Origin of the sequence: Macromonas bipunctata, assembly GCF_002837135.1 — a bacterium.
Lineage (GTDB): Bacteria > Pseudomonadota > Gammaproteobacteria > Burkholderiales > Burkholderiaceae_C > Macromonas_A > Macromonas_A bipunctata.
Window position 1 is genome coordinate 1 of sequence record NZ_NWBQ01000089.1, and the last position, 15,825, is coordinate 15,825.

The 15,825-nt window shown below is 63.8% G+C and carries 12 protein-coding genes and 2 pseudogenes; 13 read left to right on the top strand and 1 reads right to left on the bottom strand.

Going from position 1 to position 15,825, the window contains the following annotated elements:
* From CON76_RS13205 to CON76_RS11825, 9 genes and pseudogenes are all read left to right on the top strand, one after another.
* Positions 1 to 577: pseudogene (locus tag CON76_RS13205) on the top strand (hypothetical protein); the annotation flags it as partial.
* A gap of 118 nt (positions 578 to 695) precedes the next feature.
* Complete coding sequence (locus CON76_RS11790) at positions 696 to 2,429, top strand: methyltransferase domain-containing protein (RefSeq protein ID WP_101103540.1); 1,734 nt, start codon at positions 696 to 698, stop codon at positions 2,427 to 2,429.
* A 59-nt stretch (positions 2,430 to 2,488) separates the two neighbouring features.
* Positions 2,489 to 3,058 (top strand): hypothetical protein, encoded by a 570-nt coding sequence (locus CON76_RS11795; RefSeq protein WP_240592857.1) that lies wholly within the window; start codon positions 2,489 to 2,491, stop codon positions 3,056 to 3,058.
* Positions 3,055 to 4,839, top strand: a complete 1,785-nt coding sequence (locus tag CON76_RS11800) for a type I secretion system permease/ATPase (RefSeq protein WP_101103545.1) — start codon at positions 3,055 to 3,057, stop codon at positions 4,837 to 4,839. The genes CON76_RS11795 and CON76_RS11800 overlap by 4 nt, the downstream gene beginning before the upstream one ends.
* A gap of 31 nt (positions 4,840 to 4,870) precedes the next feature.
* On the top strand, positions 4,871 to 6,649 hold the full coding sequence (locus CON76_RS11805; protein WP_101103547.1) for a type I secretion system permease/ATPase: 1,779 nt from the start codon (positions 4,871 to 4,873) through the stop codon (positions 6,647 to 6,649).
* Between the two features lie 75 nt (positions 6,650 to 6,724).
* Complete coding sequence (locus CON76_RS11810) at positions 6,725 to 8,080, top strand: HlyD family type I secretion periplasmic adaptor subunit (protein ID WP_101103561.1); 1,356 nt, start codon at positions 6,725 to 6,727, stop codon at positions 8,078 to 8,080.
* A gap of 3 nt (positions 8,081 to 8,083) precedes the next feature.
* Complete coding sequence (locus tag CON76_RS11815; RefSeq protein ID WP_101103549.1) at positions 8,084 to 9,538, top strand: TolC family outer membrane protein; 1,455 nt, start codon at positions 8,084 to 8,086, stop codon at positions 9,536 to 9,538.
* A 40-nt stretch (positions 9,539 to 9,578) separates the two neighbouring features.
* Positions 9,579 to 11,039: a metalloprotease TldD gene (gene tldD, locus CON76_RS11820; RefSeq protein WP_101103562.1), complete on the top strand. Its 1,461-nt coding sequence runs from the start codon at positions 9,579 to 9,581 to the stop codon at positions 11,037 to 11,039.
* A gap of 227 nt (positions 11,040 to 11,266) precedes the next feature.
* Positions 11,267 to 12,388 carry a 3-deoxy-7-phosphoheptulonate synthase gene (locus CON76_RS11825; RefSeq protein ID WP_101103551.1) on the top strand — a complete coding sequence of 374 codons (1,122 nt, stop codon included), beginning with the start codon at positions 11,267 to 11,269 and terminating at the stop codon, positions 12,386 to 12,388.
* A gap of 13 nt (positions 12,389 to 12,401) precedes the next feature.
* Here CON76_RS11825 and mpl read toward each other — a convergent pair whose 3' ends face one another.
* A complete protein-coding gene (mpl, locus tag CON76_RS11830; protein ID WP_101103553.1) occupies positions 12,402 to 13,886 on the bottom strand; it encodes a UDP-N-acetylmuramate:L-alanyl-gamma-D-glutamyl-meso-diaminopimelate ligase in 1,485 nt (494 codons plus the stop codon).
* Between the two features lie 53 nt (positions 13,887 to 13,939).
* Here mpl and CON76_RS11835 point away from each other — a divergent pair, with 53 nt between their 5' ends.
* The 4 genes and pseudogenes from CON76_RS11835 to CON76_RS11850 form a co-directional block, all read left to right on the top strand.
* Positions 13,940 to 14,539: a hypothetical protein gene (locus CON76_RS11835; protein WP_101103555.1), complete on the top strand. Its 600-nt coding sequence runs from the start codon at positions 13,940 to 13,942 to the stop codon at positions 14,537 to 14,539.
* The gene (locus CON76_RS11840; RefSeq protein WP_101103557.1) at positions 14,536 to 15,078 is read left to right on the top strand and encodes a TlpA disulfide reductase family protein; all 543 of its coding nucleotides are present in this window, start codon (positions 14,536 to 14,538) and stop codon (positions 15,076 to 15,078) included. The genes CON76_RS11835 and CON76_RS11840 overlap by 4 nt, the downstream gene beginning before the upstream one ends.
* A 71-nt stretch (positions 15,079 to 15,149) precedes the next feature.
* Entirely contained in the window at positions 15,150 to 15,593 is a 444-nt protein-coding gene (locus CON76_RS11845) for a GAF domain-containing protein (RefSeq protein ID WP_169929058.1), read from the top strand.
* 69 nt (positions 15,594 to 15,662) lie between these two features.
* Positions 15,663 to 15,825 (top strand): annotated as a pseudogene (locus CON76_RS11850) (IS1380 family transposase); the annotation flags it as partial.

Sequence of the window (15,825 nt, forward strand, 5' to 3'; positions counted from 1 at the left end):
GGGCAACGATACGTTGAGCGGCGGTTTGGGCAACGATATTCTGACCGGCGGCACAGGGATTGACTTGTTCAATTTGACAGGTATTAACGCCGCAGCAGACCGCGATACTGTGATGGATTTCAGCTATGCGGATCGGGTGGGTTTGGACATCGACTTCACTTCTGCATCTACATCGGCTGGCAGTACAGCAGCTTTTACCGGGTATAACTTTAATGCTTCGAGTACAGGTAATTACGCTGGTGATTACGCAGTCACAGTGCCAGGTTCTGCTCCAAATTGGGATGTTCTGGAATTTACCGGGTTGGATCAAAACAGAGGTGACTTGTCCCAAGCGACCAACGGCACTGAGTTACTCAAGATGTTTTACCGAAACAACAATGGCGGGACCAATATTGCATCGCTTCAGTTTGACAGTGATGCAAACATTTATTTGGTGGCCTACGACAACAACAAGGGCTATGTGTATTTGGCCACCGGTGACAGGTGGGTACAGGCAGGTGACATTGTTTTAGTGGGGACGTTCGATAGTGTTGCTTCTGGTGGTTTCGATGCTGCCAACTTTGTCATGATGCAGTAAAGCTGCACTGTTTAATCTGGGTTGCACCCGCCTCTCGCAAGGAGGTGGGTTTTTTTGTGTTTGCTATCTGTTGGGAGCACCGTACCATCGTTGCTTTCTTGTTTCGGTTTTTGTGTTCATGTCCACCACCGCCTCGTACTATCAAAACGTCAACCCTGACCTGCTGGCCCGTGTACCGTTGGATGCCCGCCATATTTTGGAGGTGGGTTGTGGCAATGGCAATTTTGCGCGCGCGGTGCTGGCGCGCCAGCCGCAGGCTGCTTACGTGGGCGTAGAGTTGTTTGCCCAAGCGGCGCAAGAGGCCCAAGGGGTGTTGTCCCACGTGGTGGTGGGCGATGTGGAGCAGTCGGCCACATTGAAGACGCTGGATCAAATTTGTGATGGTCAAAGCGGTGGTTTTGATGCTCTGGTGTTGGGCGATGTGCTGGAACATTTGCGTGATCCGTGGCAGGTGTTGGCCCAATTGCGTGAACGCACGGTGCTTGGGGGAACAGCAGTGGCCTGTGTGCCCAACGTGGCGCATTGGTCGTTGTTGCAACAGCAGTTGTGTGGTCGGTGGGACTATGCAGAGCAAGGATTGCTGGACCGCACACATTTGCGGTTTTTTACGCTGGAGACGTTGCTGGACTTGTTTCGGCACGCGGGCTGGACAGTGGTGGATGCAGCCCCGCGTGTGTTGTGGCCCGAACAAACGCAAGCGGCATTGAAGCGTTTTTTGCCGTTGGCGCAGGCGTTGGGGCGCGACCCCAAGTTGATGCAGCGCGATTTGTCGGCGTTTCAGTGGGTGGTGCGTGCGGTGAATGGCCCAGCTCCGGCCCCGTTGCGTGTCACGGCATTGAGCATGAAGAAGACCGCTGGGGTCAGCGAGGCGCGCATCGATTACCCACTGACCGCACTGGCCACGCGGCCTGGTGTGCGCACGTTGTGGCGCGAAAATGCGTTGGCCTTGCCTCCTGGTGGCCAACCGGGGGTAGTGGTTTTGCACCGTCAATTTTTGAATCACCCTGACATGTGCCGCCATGTGGATGCGCTGGCACAACGTGGCTGGGTGGTTGTATCGGACATGGACGATGATCCGCACCACTGGCGTGAATTTGTGGACAGTGGTTTTTACGCTTACCGTGGTGTACACGCAGTGTCGGTGAGCACGGAGCCGTTGGCCGAGATGGTGCGGCAATGGAACCCCAACGTGCAAGTGTTTGGCAATGCCATGCTGGCGCTGCCGGTGCGACCTGAACGGCCATTGAACCAAGCCCAACCATTGCGGGTATTTTTTGGTGCGTTGAACCGGGGGCCAGATTGGGACGCGGTGCGCGATGGGGTGTTGGCCGCAGTGGTCGAGTTGGGGCAGCAGGTGCAATGGGTGGTGGTGCATGAGCGCGCGGTATTTGATGCTTTGCCCACCGAAGTGAGCAAGGAGTTTTACCCGACACTGGCGCATGACCGTTACATGCAGGTGTTGGCCAGTTGCGATGTGGCGCTGTTGCCACTCAACGATACGCCGTTTAACCGCCTCAAGTCCGATTTGAAGTTGGTGGAGTGTTGTGCCGCTGGGGTGGTGCCTGTGTGTTCCCCGGTGGTATATGGTGATGTGCCGGCACATGCTGAGATAGCTGTGCTGGCCCGCACGCCGCAGCAGTGGCAGCAAGCGTTGCTGGATCTGTGCCGCCAGCCACAAGAGTTGGCGCGACGGCGTGCGTTGGGGTTGGATTATGTGAAGCGCCAACGCATGCACAGCCAGCAGGTAACGGCACGTGAGGCGTGGTACCGCCAACTGCTGGCACAGCAGCCCGTGTTGGAAGCGCAACGCCAAGCACGAGTGACGGACGGCGTACAATCACTTCCTATATGAATTTTTGGTTGCGCATACCGCTTCAAGCTACGCTTGAACAACAAAGCCGCTTGTTGGCCTTGCAAGCGGCTTTTGCGCAGGTGTGCAATGCGTTGGCCCCGACGGTGCGCGATACACGCTGTTGGAACCGTGTGGCGCTGCACCACATGACGTACCGCACGCTGCGCGAGCAATTTCCGGCCTTGGGGTCGCAAATGGTGTGCAATGCCATTTACTCGGTGTGCCGGGCCAGCCGTTTGGTGTACCAGCATCCCAACAGTCCGTTTGCGCTGGACAAGTTGGGACCGAACAAGCCGTTGCCATTGTTGCGGTTTGCCGACACCTGCCCCGTGTATTTTGACCGCCATACGTTGAGCTTGAAAGATGGCTTGTTGTCGATGTACACGCTGGATGGCCGCATGCGTTTCAACCTGACGTTGCGCCCGCAGGATGAAACCATGTTTCACAAAAAGAAATTGCGCGAAATTGTGCTGGCCCGCCGTGCCGATGGCGAGTTTGAGCTGTCGTTCTGGCTGGCCGAGCCGTTGCCGGGCGTGGCGCAGCCACCAGACGCAGCCGCTAGCCAAGCACCCGGCAGTGAACCTATCCCCGAATACCTGATGGTAGAAAAAACCGAAGAAGCCGTATGAATCCGAACCAAAAGCCCTCTGAGTTGGCCGAGGCACTGCTGGCGCTCAAGCCGTATTACCGCCGTGCATGGCTGTTTGCACTGGTAGCGGGTTTGCTGTTGTTGGCTCCTACCGTGTACATGATGGAGGTGTACGACCGTGTGGTCAACAGCCGTAACCACATGACGCTGTGGATGTTGACGCTGTTGGTGGCATTGTTGTACGTGGTGATGGAGGTGTTGGACTGGGCACGGGCTGAAACCATGCGTGCAGCGGGGCAAGTGCTCGACAAGCGCATGGCGCAGCGGGTGTTTCAGGCGATTTACGAATCCAACTTGCAACGCATGGGCACGACCAGCGTGCAGCCGATGAACGATTTCCGCACCGTGCGCGATTTTTTGCACAATCCAGTGTTAGGTGCCATGATGGAGTCGCCTGTATCGCTGGTGTTTTTGGTGCTGTTGTTCATGATGCACCCGTTGATGGGGTGGTCGTCGTTGGTGGGGGCCATTTTGCAGGTAGGCTTGACCTGGATGAACGAGCGCAGTACGCAGCCGCCGCTGATGGCGGCCAACCGCGCCGCCATTGGGGCGCAGCAGTACGCCGATGGCTCGTTGCGCAACGCCGAGGTGATCGAAGCCATGGGGATGCTGGGGCGCATCCACCAGCGTTGGGTCAAAAAGCAGCGCGAGTTTTTGGGTTTGCAGGCTGAGGCATCGGACAAAGCCGGTACATTCCAAGCCGCCACCAAGTTTGTGCAAACCACGCTGGGGTCGGCCCTGTTGGGGTTGGGAGCGTGGTTGACGTTGGAAGGGTTGTTGCCCGCAGGTGGTTCCATGATGATTGTGGGTTCAGTGCTGGGCGGGCGTGTGCTGGCTCCGCTGGTGCAGATGGTGAGCCAGTGGCGTGCGGTGGTGAATATGCGCGATGCGTGGCGGCGTTTAGATCAGGTGCTGACGCAGTTTCCGGCCAAACCGGAGGCCATGCCGTTGCCCGCTCCCAAGGGGCAAGTGGTGGTGGAAAACGTGGTGGCTGGTGCGCCGGGCAACCCCAATCCCATTTTGAAGGGGGTGGCTTTTGGTTTGCCTCCGGGGGAGGTGTTGGTGGTGGTGGGGCCGTCGGCATCGGGCAAGACCACACTGGCGCGTTTGCTGGTGGGCTTGTGGCCCGCAGGCAGTGGTAAGGTGCGCTTGGACGGTGTGGACATCTTCAACTGGAACAAGTTGGAGTTGGGGCCGCACGTGGGTTACTTGCCGCAGGGGGTGGAGTTGTTGGAGGGCACGCTGGCCGAAAACATTGCCCGCTTTGGTGAAATCAGCATGGCCAAGGTGGAAGCGGCTGCGCGTGCGGTGGGCTTGCACGAATTTATCCAGTCGTTGCCTCAAGGGTACGACAGTCCTGTGGGGCGTGAGGGGGCCATACTGTCGGGCGGGCAGCGCCAGCGTGTGGCTTTGGCCAGGGCGCTGTACGGTGATCCGGTGTTGGTGGTGCTCGATGAACCCAATTCCAGTTTGGACGAGGCGGGTGAAGCCGCGCTGGCCAGTGCTATTCGGTTGTACAAATCGCGGGGCACCACGTTTGTGGTGATGACGCACCGCACCAGCGTGCTGGCGGTGGCCGACAAGATGTTGGTGTTGCGCGATGGTGCGCAGCAGGCGTTTGGTCCGCGCGACGAGGTGCTGGCTGCCTTGAACCAAGCCCAGCAGCAAGCGGCGCAGCAGGCACGCCAAGCCCAAGCTCAGGCTGCTGGTGCCGTGGCCCGTTTGCCCGCAGGCGTTGCGGTGGCGGCACCGCGCGCTTGATGTAGCCCTTTCTAAGCACGAGATGACACACATGACAGACAAGGGTTTTTTTGCGCGCAGCGAGTTGACGGCCACGTTGTGGGCGTTTCGGCGCGAGTTTTTGGTGGTGGGTATTTTCAGCATGGTGGCCAACCTGCTGATGTTGAGCCCGACGCTGTACATGCTTCAGGTGTACGACCGGGTGATGATCAGCCGCAGCTCGTTCACGCTGATCACGGTGTCGTTGATCACGTTGTTTTTGTTTGCGGTGATGGCGTTTTCTGAGGCGTTTCGCTCGCGGTTGTTGGTGCGTGCTGGGGTGCGCTTTGACGAGATTTTGAGCACGCGTGTGTTCAACGCCAGCTTTGAGGCCAATTTGAACCAGTCGGGCGCATCCGCGCAGCGGGCGTTTACCGATTTGACCGAACTGCGCCAGTTTCTGACGGGCAACGGGATTTTTGCGTTCTTTGATGCACCGTGGACTCCGGTATATTTGGCGGTGTTGTTCTTTTTGCACCCATTTCTGGGGTGGGTAGCGGTAGCCTTTGCGTTGGTGCAGGCGGCGTTGGCGTGGTTTGGCCACCGCCGTGCTGTGGCACCGATGAACGGGTTGTACAAGGCTCAGACGGACATCAACCTGTATTTGCAGCACAAGTTGCGCAACGCTGAGGTGGTGGAATCCATGGGCATGTTGGCGGGCCTCAAGCGCCGTTGGCAGCAGCGCCACGACGCGTACATGGCGCAGCACGAAAGCACGCAGGGGTTGACGCACCGCATTACCGCCATCAGCAAGTTTGTGCGGTATTTGCAGCAGTCGCTGGCGCTGGGGGCTGGTGCATTGTTGGTGATTGACGGCCAATTGACTCCTGGGGCCATGATTGCCGCCAATGTGTTGATGACGCGCGCGTTGACCCCCATCGACATGCTGGTGGGCACTTGGCGCGGTTTTTTGAGCGCGCGCAGCGCGTTTGAGCGTTTGGAGCAGTTGCTGCAAGCCCACCCCGAGCGCGACCCGGCCCTGACCCGTGTGCCGCCTACCGGGGCCGTGACGCTGCGCCATGTGGTGGCCAGCGCACCGGGGCGCAGCAGCCCGATTTTGAAGGACGTGAGCTTGAGCGCCACGCCGGGTACCGTGACCGTGGTGTTGGGGCCGTCGGGGTCGGGCAAATCGACGCTGGCGCGGGTGCTGATGGGCATTTGGCCGGATGTGAAGGGCGAAGTGTTGCTGGACGAGCGTCCGCTGGACAGTTGGAACCGCATGGAGCTGGGAGCGCACGTGGGCTACCTGCCGCAAGACATTGAGCTGTTTGACGGCACCATTGCTGAGAACATCGCCCGTTTTACCGAAATCGATTCCAACCAGGTGATTGCTGCAGCACAAAGCGCGGGCCTGCACGAGATGATTTTGCGTTTTCCCAAGGGTTACGACACCCCGATTGGCGAGGCGGGCGGTATGCTTTCTGGCGGCCAACGCCAGCGCATTGGTTTGGCGCGTGCCATTTACGGCCAGCCTGCGTTGATTGTGTTGGATGAGCCCAACGCCAATTTGGACGACGTGGGCGAAGCCGCGCTGCAACAGGCGGTGCGTCAGCTCAAGGCGCAAGGCAAGACCGTGTTTTTGATCACCCACCGCCCCGGCGCCGTGGCGCTGGCCGACCAGTTGCTGGTGTTGCGCGACGGCCAGGTGCAGCACCTGGGCCCGCGCGATGTGGTGCTGGCCCAGCTCAAGGCCGCACACGCGGCGGCCAGTGCCGCTGCCCCTGCTGCCGTGGCGCCCGCTGGCGGCCCGGCCCCGGCTGGCGCGGCTGGAGGCTTGCCGCAACCCGCCTGACCCGGCAGGCCGCCGCGTGTGCGGTGGCCGCCCGTTCCGTATTTGTCGAACCGAATTTGTAAAGCAGTATTGACCATGGCCACGCCCGATTTGTCTTCTCTTTCTTCCGCCGCTGCGCCGCAGCCGTCGGCCCCCGATGCACAGGCCGACACCGGGCGCGCCGCCCGCGTGGGCCTGTGGGCGCTGGGGCTGGGCTTTGGCGGCTTTTTGTTGTGGGCCGGCCTGGCGCCGCTGGACGAAGGCGTGCCCAGCCAGGGCATGGTCGCCATCGACACCAAGCGCAAGGCGGTGCAGCACCTGAGCGGCGGCATCGTCAAGGCGGTGCTGGTGCGCGAGGGCGATGTGGTCAAGGAAGGCCAGACGCTGATCCAGCTCGACGAAGCCATGGCGCGCGCCAACCACGAGGCCGTGCGCCAGCGCTACCTGGGATTCCGCGCCATGCAGGGCCGCCTGCTGGCCGAGCAGACCGGCGCCGCCAGCATTGCCTGGCACCCCGACCTGAAGGCCGAGGCCAGCGACCCGCTGATCCAGTCCCAGATCACGACCCAGGAGCAGCTGTTCCGTTCGCGCCGCGCCGCGTTGCAGGCCGACTTGCAGGGCATCGAGGAAAGCATCCGCGGCCAGGAGGGGCTGCTGCAGGCCTACGCCGGGATGCTGGAACACCGCCGCCAGCAGCTTGCGCTGCTGCAGGATGAGCTCAAGCACACCCGTGGCCTGGTGGCCGAGGGCTACGCGCCGCGCAACCGCCAGCTGGAGCTGGAGCGCAACGTGGCCGACGCGCAGGCCCAGCTCGCCGATCTGATGGGCAACACCACCCGCGCCCAGCGCACCATTGGCGAGCTGCGCCAGCGCGCCATGTCGCGCCAGCAGGAATACCGCAAAGAGGTGGAAACCCAGTTGTCCGACGTGACCCGCGAGGTGCAGTCCGACGAGCAGAAACTGGTGGCGGTCAAGGCCGATTTGGGCCGAATCGAGATCAAATCGCCCGCTTCGGGCCAAGTGGTCGGGCTGGCCATCCAGACGGTGGGGGGGGTGGTGCAACCGGGCCAAAAATTGATGGACGTGGTACCTGAAAACGAGCCGCTGCTGCTGGAAGCCCGCATTGAGCCACACCTGATCGACAAGGTGCGCACCGGTTTGCCCACCGATGTGCGTTTCAGCACCTTTGCCCACACCCCACAGTTGGTGGTGCCGGGCGAGGTGCAGTCCATTTCCACCGATCTGTTGACCGAACAGCAGGGGGGCATGATGGTGTCCTACTATCTGGCGCGCGTCAAAATCACGCCTGAAGGCATGCAAGCTTTGGGCAAGCGCCAGATGCAACCGGGCATGCCGGTGGAAGTCATTATCAAGACCGGCGAGCGTTCGCTGTTGACCTACCTGCTCAAGCCGCTGACCAAGCGCGTGGCCGCATCGCTGAAGGAAGAATGAGCTATGCCACACCCGTTTGACCCCACCGCACCGCGCGCCCGTGCATGGCGCACCCAGGCCCCGCGTGCGGTGGCGCTGGCCGCCGCCTTGCTGGGCGCTGCCGTGCCCGCGCTGGCGCTGGACTTGCAGCAGGCCTATCAGAGTGCGCTGGAGAAGGACGCCACCGTGCGCGCCGCCCGCGCCGCCGCCGACGCGCAGCGCGAACGCCTGCCACAGGCGCGCGCGCAGCTGATGCCCAACGTGAGCGCCAACATCGGGCGCAACTACAACGACCTCACGCGCACCCAGAACAACTTTGCCGGCCAGCCCGTGACCACCGACGAGCAGTACTACAGCTACAACCAGACGCTGCAGCTGCGCCAGCCGCTGTACCGCCGTCCGCTGTGGGCCGGGTTGGAGCAGGCCGGCTACGTGGTGCAGGACGCTGAGGCCACGCTGGAGCGCGAGCTGCAGAATCTGGGCGTGCGCGTCACGGGCGCTTACCTGGAAGCCCTGCTGGCGCAAGACCAGCTGGACTTGGTGCTGCAACAAAAAGCCACCCTGACCACGCAGCTCGACGCCGCCACCAAGGCCTTTGCAGCCGGTTCGGGCATCCGCACCGACATCGACGAAGCCCGCGCCCGGCTCGACCTGAACCAGGCGCAGGAGCTCGAAGCGCGCCAGCACCTGGACTACACCCGCCGCCAGCTGGAGGTGCTGACCAACCAGCCGCCCGACGCGCTGGCCCGCATCGACCCCGCCCGACTGCCGCTGCAGCCGCCCGAGCCCGTGAACCTGGACGCCTGGCTGACGTTGGCTGAGGAACGCAGCCCCGAGATCCTGGGCCTGAAAGCCCGGCTGCAAGCGGCGCGGCTGGAAGTGCAGAAGGCCCAGGGCGGCCACCACCCCACGCTGGACGCGGTGGCACAGATCAGCCGCAGCGGCAGCGAAAACGTTACCACCCCCAGCTCCAGCTACACCAACCGCATGCTGGGCCTGCAGCTGAGCGTGCCGCTGTTTGCCGGTGGCTACGTCAATTCCACCGTGCGCCAGGCGCTGGCCGAGCAGACCCGCGCCGAGGAACAGCTCGAAGCCACGCGGCGCGATTTGTCGGTGCGCCTGCACCGCGAATTCCGGGGCGTGACCGAAGGTGTGCTCAAGGTCAAGGCGCTGGAGCAGGCGGTCAAGTCGGCGCAGCAGCTGGTGCATTCCAGCCGCCGATCGTTCGAGGCCGGCAGCCGCACGCTGGTTGACATCATGAACGCCGAGCAGCAGCTGCAGACGGCGCGGCGCGACCTGGCGCAGGCACGCTACCTGTACGTCATCTCGCACATGCGCTTGCAGGCGCTCTCGGGCGGCGACAAGGCCCAGACCATCGCCAGCATCAACACCTGGCTGACGCCGCCCGCGCCGGTGCAGACGGCGCAGGCCGCCCCCGCCGTGGCGCCAGCATCGTCAGAGCCACCGGCCCAGCCCTGAAGGTGAGCGCGTGCGGCGCGGTTTTCCTACAATGGGCACCATGATTGCACGCGAACCCACCCTGGCCCGTCTGGCCACCGCCCAAGAACTGCTGCTGACCCCGTACGGCTTGACCACAGCGCATCTGCGCCGCGCGTTGGGCGAGATATTGGTGCCTGGCGTGGACGATGCCGACCTGTACTTTCAGTACACCCGTGCCGAGGGCTGGAGCTTGGAGGAAGGTATCGTCAAGACTGGCAGTTTCAGCATCGACCAAGGGGTGGGTGTGCGCGCCGTCAGCGGCGAAAAAACCGCCTTTGCCTATTCCGACGACCTGTCGTGGGCGGCGTTGAAGGACGCGGCGCACAGCGTGCGCACCATTGGCGCGCAGGGCCAAAGCGCACAGGCCAAGGTCGGTACGCGCAAGGTGGCCAAGTCCCGCTCTCTGTACCCGGCGCACGACCCGATTTCGACGCTGGACAGCACCGCCAAGGTGGCGCTGCTGGAGCGGGTGGAGCGTCTGGCCAAGGCCAAAGACCCGCGCGTGGTGCAGGTCATGGCCGGCTTGGCCAGTGAATACGACGTGGTGCTGGTGGCACGCGCCGATGGCACGCTGGCCGCCGATGTGCGCCCGCTGGTGCGCTTGTCGGTCACGGTGATTGCCGAACAGGCGGGCCGCCGCGAGGTGGGTTCCTCGGGCGGCGGTGGCCGTTTTGGGTTGGACCATTTTGACGAAGCCTTGCTGACGCAGTACGTGGACGAGGCCGTGCAAGCAGCCCTGACCAACCTCGATTCCCGCCCCGCGCCCGCTGGCCCGATGACGGTGGTGTTGGGCCCCGGCTGGCCCGGCGTGTTGTTGCACGAGGCGGTGGGCCACGGCCTGGAGGGCGACTTCAACCGCAAAGGCAGCAGCGCCTTCAGCGGCATGATCGGCAAGCGTGTGGCCGCCAAGGGTGTGACGGTGCTCGACGACGGCACCATCGCCGACCGACGCGGTTCGCTCAACGTGGACGACGAGGGCTGCGCCAGCCAGAAAAATGTGCTGATCGAGGACGGCATCTTGCGCGGCTACATCCAGGACAGCCTCAACGCGCGCCTGATGGGCGTGGCCCCGACGGGCAATGGCCGCCGCGAAAGCTACGCCCACCTGCCCATGCCGCGTATGACCAACACCTACATGCTGGGCGGCGACAAGGACCCGCAGGAAATCATCGCCAGCATCAAAAAAGGGCTGTACGCCACCAATTTTGGCGGCGGGCAGGTGGACATCACCAGTGGCAAGTTCGTGTTCAGTGCCAGCCAGGCGTGGTGGGTCGAGAACGGCCAGTTGCAGTACCCGGTCAAGGGTGCCACCATCATTGGCAGCGGGCCGGAGTCGCTCAAAAAAATCACCATGGTCGGCAACGACCTCAAGCTCGACAGCGGCGTGGGCACCTGCGGTAAGGACGGCCAGAGCGTGCCAGTGGGCGTGGGGCAGCCCACCTTGCGCATTGAGGGCTTGACCGTGGGCGGCACCGCCTGACAGCGCGTGCGGCAGGGGGGGCTTCACGCCGGTGTCAGCAAAACGTCACACGCTTTGTGATACATTGAAACCCATGCCAGTCTTGTGCTTTGCCTTCGTCTTTGCTTATTTTCCGATCTTGCCCGTCTCCGACGACCGAGAGCGATAAGCACGGCCCAGCGCCCAGCCAGCCTCAGCAACCGTCGGAAGCCCCGGCGGTTTTTTTTTATCTTTTTAGGAACCTGTTGATGACCAAACACCACACCCCCGCCAGCGACATTTGGGCCGCACACCCCGCCGACCGCACCAGCCGCACCGACGACCAGCGCATCCAGGACGTCACCGTGCTGCCGCCGCCCGAGCACCTGATCCGTTTCTTCCCCATCACCGGCACCGCCACCGAAAAGCTGATCGCCGATACGCGCCACACCATCCACAACATCATCCAGGGCAAGGACGACCGTTTGCTGGTGGTGATTGGGCCGTGTTCCATCCACGATCCGGCCGCTGCGCTGGACTACGCCCGCCGCCTCAAGGTGCTGCGCGACGAGTACGCCGACACGCTGGAAATTGTGATGCGGGTGTACTTTGAGAAGCCCCGCACCACCGTGGGCTGGAAGGGCCTGATCAACGACCCCTACCTGGACGAAAGCTACAAAATCGACGAAGGCCTGCGCATGGCGCGCCAGTTGCTGATTGACATCAACCGCCTGGGCTTGCCCGCTGGCAGCGAGTTTCTGGACACCATCAGCCCGCAGTACATTGGCGACCTCATCAGCTGGGGCGCGATTGGCGCGCGCACCACCGAGAGCCAGGTTCACCGTGAGCTGGCCTCGGGCTTGTCGGCACCGATTGGGTTCAAGAACGGCACCGATGGCAATATCAAGATTGCCACCGATGCGATCCAGGCCGCAGGCCGGGGCCACCATTTCCTGTCCGTCCACAAGAGCGGTCAGGTGGCGATTGTGCAGACCAAGGGCAACCCGGACTGCCACGTGATTTTGCGCGGTGGCAAGGCCCCCAACTACGACGCCGCCAGCGTGGCCGCCGCCTGCACCGAGCTGCAAGCCGCCAAACTGCCCGCCACCCTGATGGTGGATTGCAGCCACGCCAACAGCAGCAAGCAGCACCAGAAGCAGATCGACGTGGCCAACGACATTGCCGCGCAAGTGTCGGGCGGTTCGCGCCAAGTGTTTGGCGTGATGGTGGAAAGCCACCTGCACGCGGGCGCACAGAAGTTCACCCCCGGCAAGGACGACGTGACCGCGCTGGCATACGGCCAGAGCATCACCGACGCCTGCATCAACTGGGACGACTCTGCTGCTGTGCTGCAGACCCTGAGCCAGGCGGTCAAAGTGCGTCGCGGTTGATGTAGCCAGCCCATCAAACGCTGGAGGTGAGTGCCTCCAGCAGTTTGAGGTGGATGCCGCCAAAGCCGCCGTTGCTCATGCACAGCAGGTGGTCGCCGGGGCGCACGTGGGCCAGCACTTGCTGCACCAGCGCATCGATGCTGTCTGCCACTTGGGCACGTTCGTGCATGGGGGCCAGTGCGGTGCGCGCGTCCCAGCCCAGCCCGCCGCTGTGGCAAAAGGCCAGGTCGGCGCTTTCCAGGCTCCACGGCAGTTGCGCTTTCATGGTGCCCAGCTTCATGGTGTTGCTGCGGGGCTCGAAGATGGCCAGGATGCGTCCGCCATCGCCGCGTTGTTGCAGTTGGCGGCGCAGGCCGTCCACCGTGGTGCGGATGGCGGTGGGGTGGTGCGCAAAGTCGTCGTACACGGTGACGGTGCCGCACGCCAGCGCCACCTGGCCACGCACTTCCATGCGGCGCTTGACGTTCTGGAATGCGCTCAAGGCTTCAGCGGCTTGCGCGGCGGGCACGCCCAGATGATCCGCCGCCGCGATGGCGGCCAGCGCGTTGAGCTGGTTGTGCTGCCCGCTCAGGCCCCAGCGCACGCGCGCCACGGGGCGGCCTTGGTACAGCACGGCAAAGTCGTCGGCCTCGCCGTCGGCGGTGTAGTCGCTCACGGCGGCGCCAAAGCTGCGCTGTTCGCTCCAGCAGCCTTGGTGCAGCACGCGGGTCAGGCTTTCTTCCAGCCCATTGACAACCACGCGCCCGCTGGCCGGTACGGTGCGCAGCAGGTGGTGGAACTGGCGTTCGATGGCGGCCAGGTCGTCGAAGATGTCGGCGTGGTCGAATTCCAGGTTGTTGAGCACGGCGGTACGGGGCCGGTAGTGTACAAACTTGCTGCGTTTGTCGAAGAAGGCGGTGTCGTACTCGTCGGCTTCAATCACAAAAGGCAGGCGGTGGGGTTGCGTGCTCTGCGCAGGTAAAGGAGGAGCCCGCATAGCGGGCGGGGGACACGGAGCAGAGCACGCGGCCCCGCCGCTATCCCCCCCCAGTCGCGCTGAAATGCCGAAATTCAGCGGTACGCCACCCACCAGAAAACCGGGTTGCAGACCGGCGTGTTCCAGGATCCACGCCAGCATGGAGGTGGTGGTGGTCTTGCCATGCGTGCCCGCCACCGCCAACACGTGCCGCCCGTGCAGAATGTGTTCGCTCAACCACTGCGGGCCACTGGTGTAGCGCGCGCCGCTGTCCAGAATCGCCTCCATCAGCGGGAACTTGGGCGAGCCGTCGGGCAGGCGTGCGCGCGACACCACGTTGCCGACCACGAACACGTCGGGTTGCAGCGCCAGTTGGTCGGCGCCAAAGCCTTCGATCAGATCGATGCCCAGCGCGCGCAATTGGTCGCTCATGGGGGGGTACACGCCCGCGTCGCAACCCGTGACCCGGTGCCCCGCCTCGCGCGCCAGCGCCGCCAGCCCGCCCATGAATGTGCCGCAAATGCCTAGGATGTGAATGTGCATGGCGTGATTATCGGCCCCCGGCGCGGGCGGGGTAGCCGCGCTACCATGCCAGCATGAACGACACACTGACACAGGAAATTGCCGCCACCGCCGCCGCGCTGGTGGTGGACGAGGGGCTGGAGTACGGCCCGGCCAAGCGCCGCGCGCTCAAGGTGCTGGGTTTGCCGCCGCGCACGCCCTTGCCCAACAACAACGAAGTGGAAGCGGCGGTGCGCGAGCACATCGCCATTTTTTGCGCCGACACCCAGCCCGCCGAGCTGCACGCCTTGCGCGCGCTGGCGCTGGTGTGGATGGAGCGGCTGGCCGAGTTCCGGCCCCATCTGGGTGGCGCGGTCTGGCACGGCACCGCCACCGCGTTGAGCGACATCTACCTGCAACTGTTCTGCGACGACCCCAAGGCGCTGGAAATCGCCCTCATCAACCAAAACGTGGACTACGACGCCACCAGCGTCAACGGCCTGCACGGCCACGAGGTGGAAGCCCTGAGCCTGCGCAGCCGCTGCGACGCGCTGCAGACTTGGGTTGGCATCCACCTGCTGGTCAACGACGCCGACGACTTCCGCGGCGCCCTGTTGCCCGACGAGCTGGGCCGCAAGCCCCGCGGCAACGCGCAAGAGCTGCGCCAGCGCCTGCACGCCGGGGCCGACGCATGAGCCCGCACCCGAATCTAAACCTGAACCGCCGCCACTGCCTGCGCGCCGGTGGCGCCATGGGCGCGGGCTGGCTGCTGGGTGCGCTGCCCGCACTGTTGCCCACACAGGCGCAGGCCCAGTCCGTGGACTGGTGGAGTCTGGCCTGGCCCGGCCCGCAGGGCGAGCGCGTGGCGGCGCAGCACTTTCTGGGCCGCCCGCTGCTGGTCAACTTCTGGGCCACCTGGTGCCCTCCGTGCGTGCAGGAGCTGCCGTTGCTCAATGCCTTCTACCGCGAGCGCCGCGCCCAAGGCTGGCAAGTGCTGGCGCTGGCGGTGGACCAGCCCGGCGCGGTGCAGCGCTTCCTGCAACAGCGGCCACTGGACTTTGCGGTCGCCCTGGCGGGCCTGGGTGGCACCGAACTCAGCCGCCAACTCGGTAACGCCAGCGGTGGCTTGCCCTTCACCGCCGTGTTCAACGCCGCCGGGGCGCTGGTGGCCACCAAGTCGGGCCGGGTACACGCGGCGGACTTGAGCGGATGGGCCGCCGCGCTGCCGGCCTGAAACCGCTGGCGACACCGCAACGGCTATCATCACACGCCCCTTTTTTTCTGCCCCAACGGGCCGTCCTCGCCATGATCCCCCCCGCCACCCCCCGCAACGAAAGCGCCCGCCTGGAGGCGTTGCGCAGCCTGCAGATCCTGGACACCGACGCCGAGGACGACTACAACCGGCTGGTCGATTTCGTGGCCCGCATGTGCGAAGTGCCGATCTGCCTGGTCAGCCTGGTGGACGCCGAACGCCAGTGGTTCAAGGCCCGCCATGGGTTGGAGGTGTGCCAGACCGGGCGCGACGTGTCGCTGTGCGGACACGCCATTCTCGAGGACGGCATCCTCGAAATCCCCGACACCCACCTGGACGCGCGCTGCGACGGCAACCCGCTGGTGTACGGCCCGCCGCACATCCGCTTCTACGCCGGCGCACCCATCCGCGACGAGCACGGTCTGGCCGTGGGCACGGTGTGCGTGATCGACCAGCAGCCGCGCACCCTAGCCCGGATATTTCACCGTAGTCCGTAGAAACGAGGACGGCATTGCCCTTGAAATGCCCGAACATCGAGGTATCGAATCTGGATGAGAGGACGGGCAATGCCGAAACCAAACTGTACACTGCAAACAACTGCCGATGAGGTTGGCGTGATTGATTTTGGCCGACTGGGCCGCCGCAAGATCGAGGGCCGCTTCGATGGCGGCAGCATGACCAGCGACGCCGGGGTGATGCTGCTGGCCGAAGTGGACCGCAGGCTGGGCT

What these genes read in the sequence shown, in the direction of transcription:
- CON76_RS11790 (WP_101103540.1), top strand. Translation starts at nt 696, where the DNA reads ATGTCCACCACCGCCTCGTACTATCAAAACGTCAACCCTGACCTGCTG.
- CON76_RS11800 (WP_101103545.1), top strand. Translation starts at nt 3,055, where the DNA reads ATGAATCCGAACCAAAAGCCCTCTGAGTTGGCCGAGGCACTGCTGGCG.
- CON76_RS11805 (WP_101103547.1), top strand. Translation starts at nt 4,871, where the DNA reads ATGACAGACAAGGGTTTTTTTGCGCGCAGCGAGTTGACGGCCACGTTG.
- CON76_RS11810 (WP_101103561.1), top strand. Translation starts at nt 6,725, where the DNA reads ATGGCCACGCCCGATTTGTCTTCTCTTTCTTCCGCCGCTGCGCCGCAG.
- CON76_RS11815 (WP_101103549.1), top strand. Translation starts at nt 8,084, where the DNA reads ATGCCACACCCGTTTGACCCCACCGCACCGCGCGCCCGTGCATGGCGC.
- tldD (WP_101103562.1), top strand. Translation starts at nt 9,579, where the DNA reads ATGATTGCACGCGAACCCACCCTGGCCCGTCTGGCCACCGCCCAAGAA.
- CON76_RS11825 (WP_101103551.1), top strand. Translation starts at nt 11,267, where the DNA reads ATGACCAAACACCACACCCCCGCCAGCGACATTTGGGCCGCACACCCC.
- mpl (WP_101103553.1), bottom strand. Translation starts at nt 13,886, where the DNA reads ATGCACATTCACATCCTAGGCATTTGCGGCACATTCATGGGCGGGCTG.
- CON76_RS11835 (WP_101103555.1), top strand. Translation starts at nt 13,940, where the DNA reads ATGAACGACACACTGACACAGGAAATTGCCGCCACCGCCGCCGCGCTG.
- CON76_RS11840 (WP_101103557.1), top strand. Translation starts at nt 14,536, where the DNA reads ATGAGCCCGCACCCGAATCTAAACCTGAACCGCCGCCACTGCCTGCGC.
- CON76_RS11845 (WP_169929058.1), top strand. Translation starts at nt 15,150, where the DNA reads ATGATCCCCCCCGCCACCCCCCGCAACGAAAGCGCCCGCCTGGAGGCG.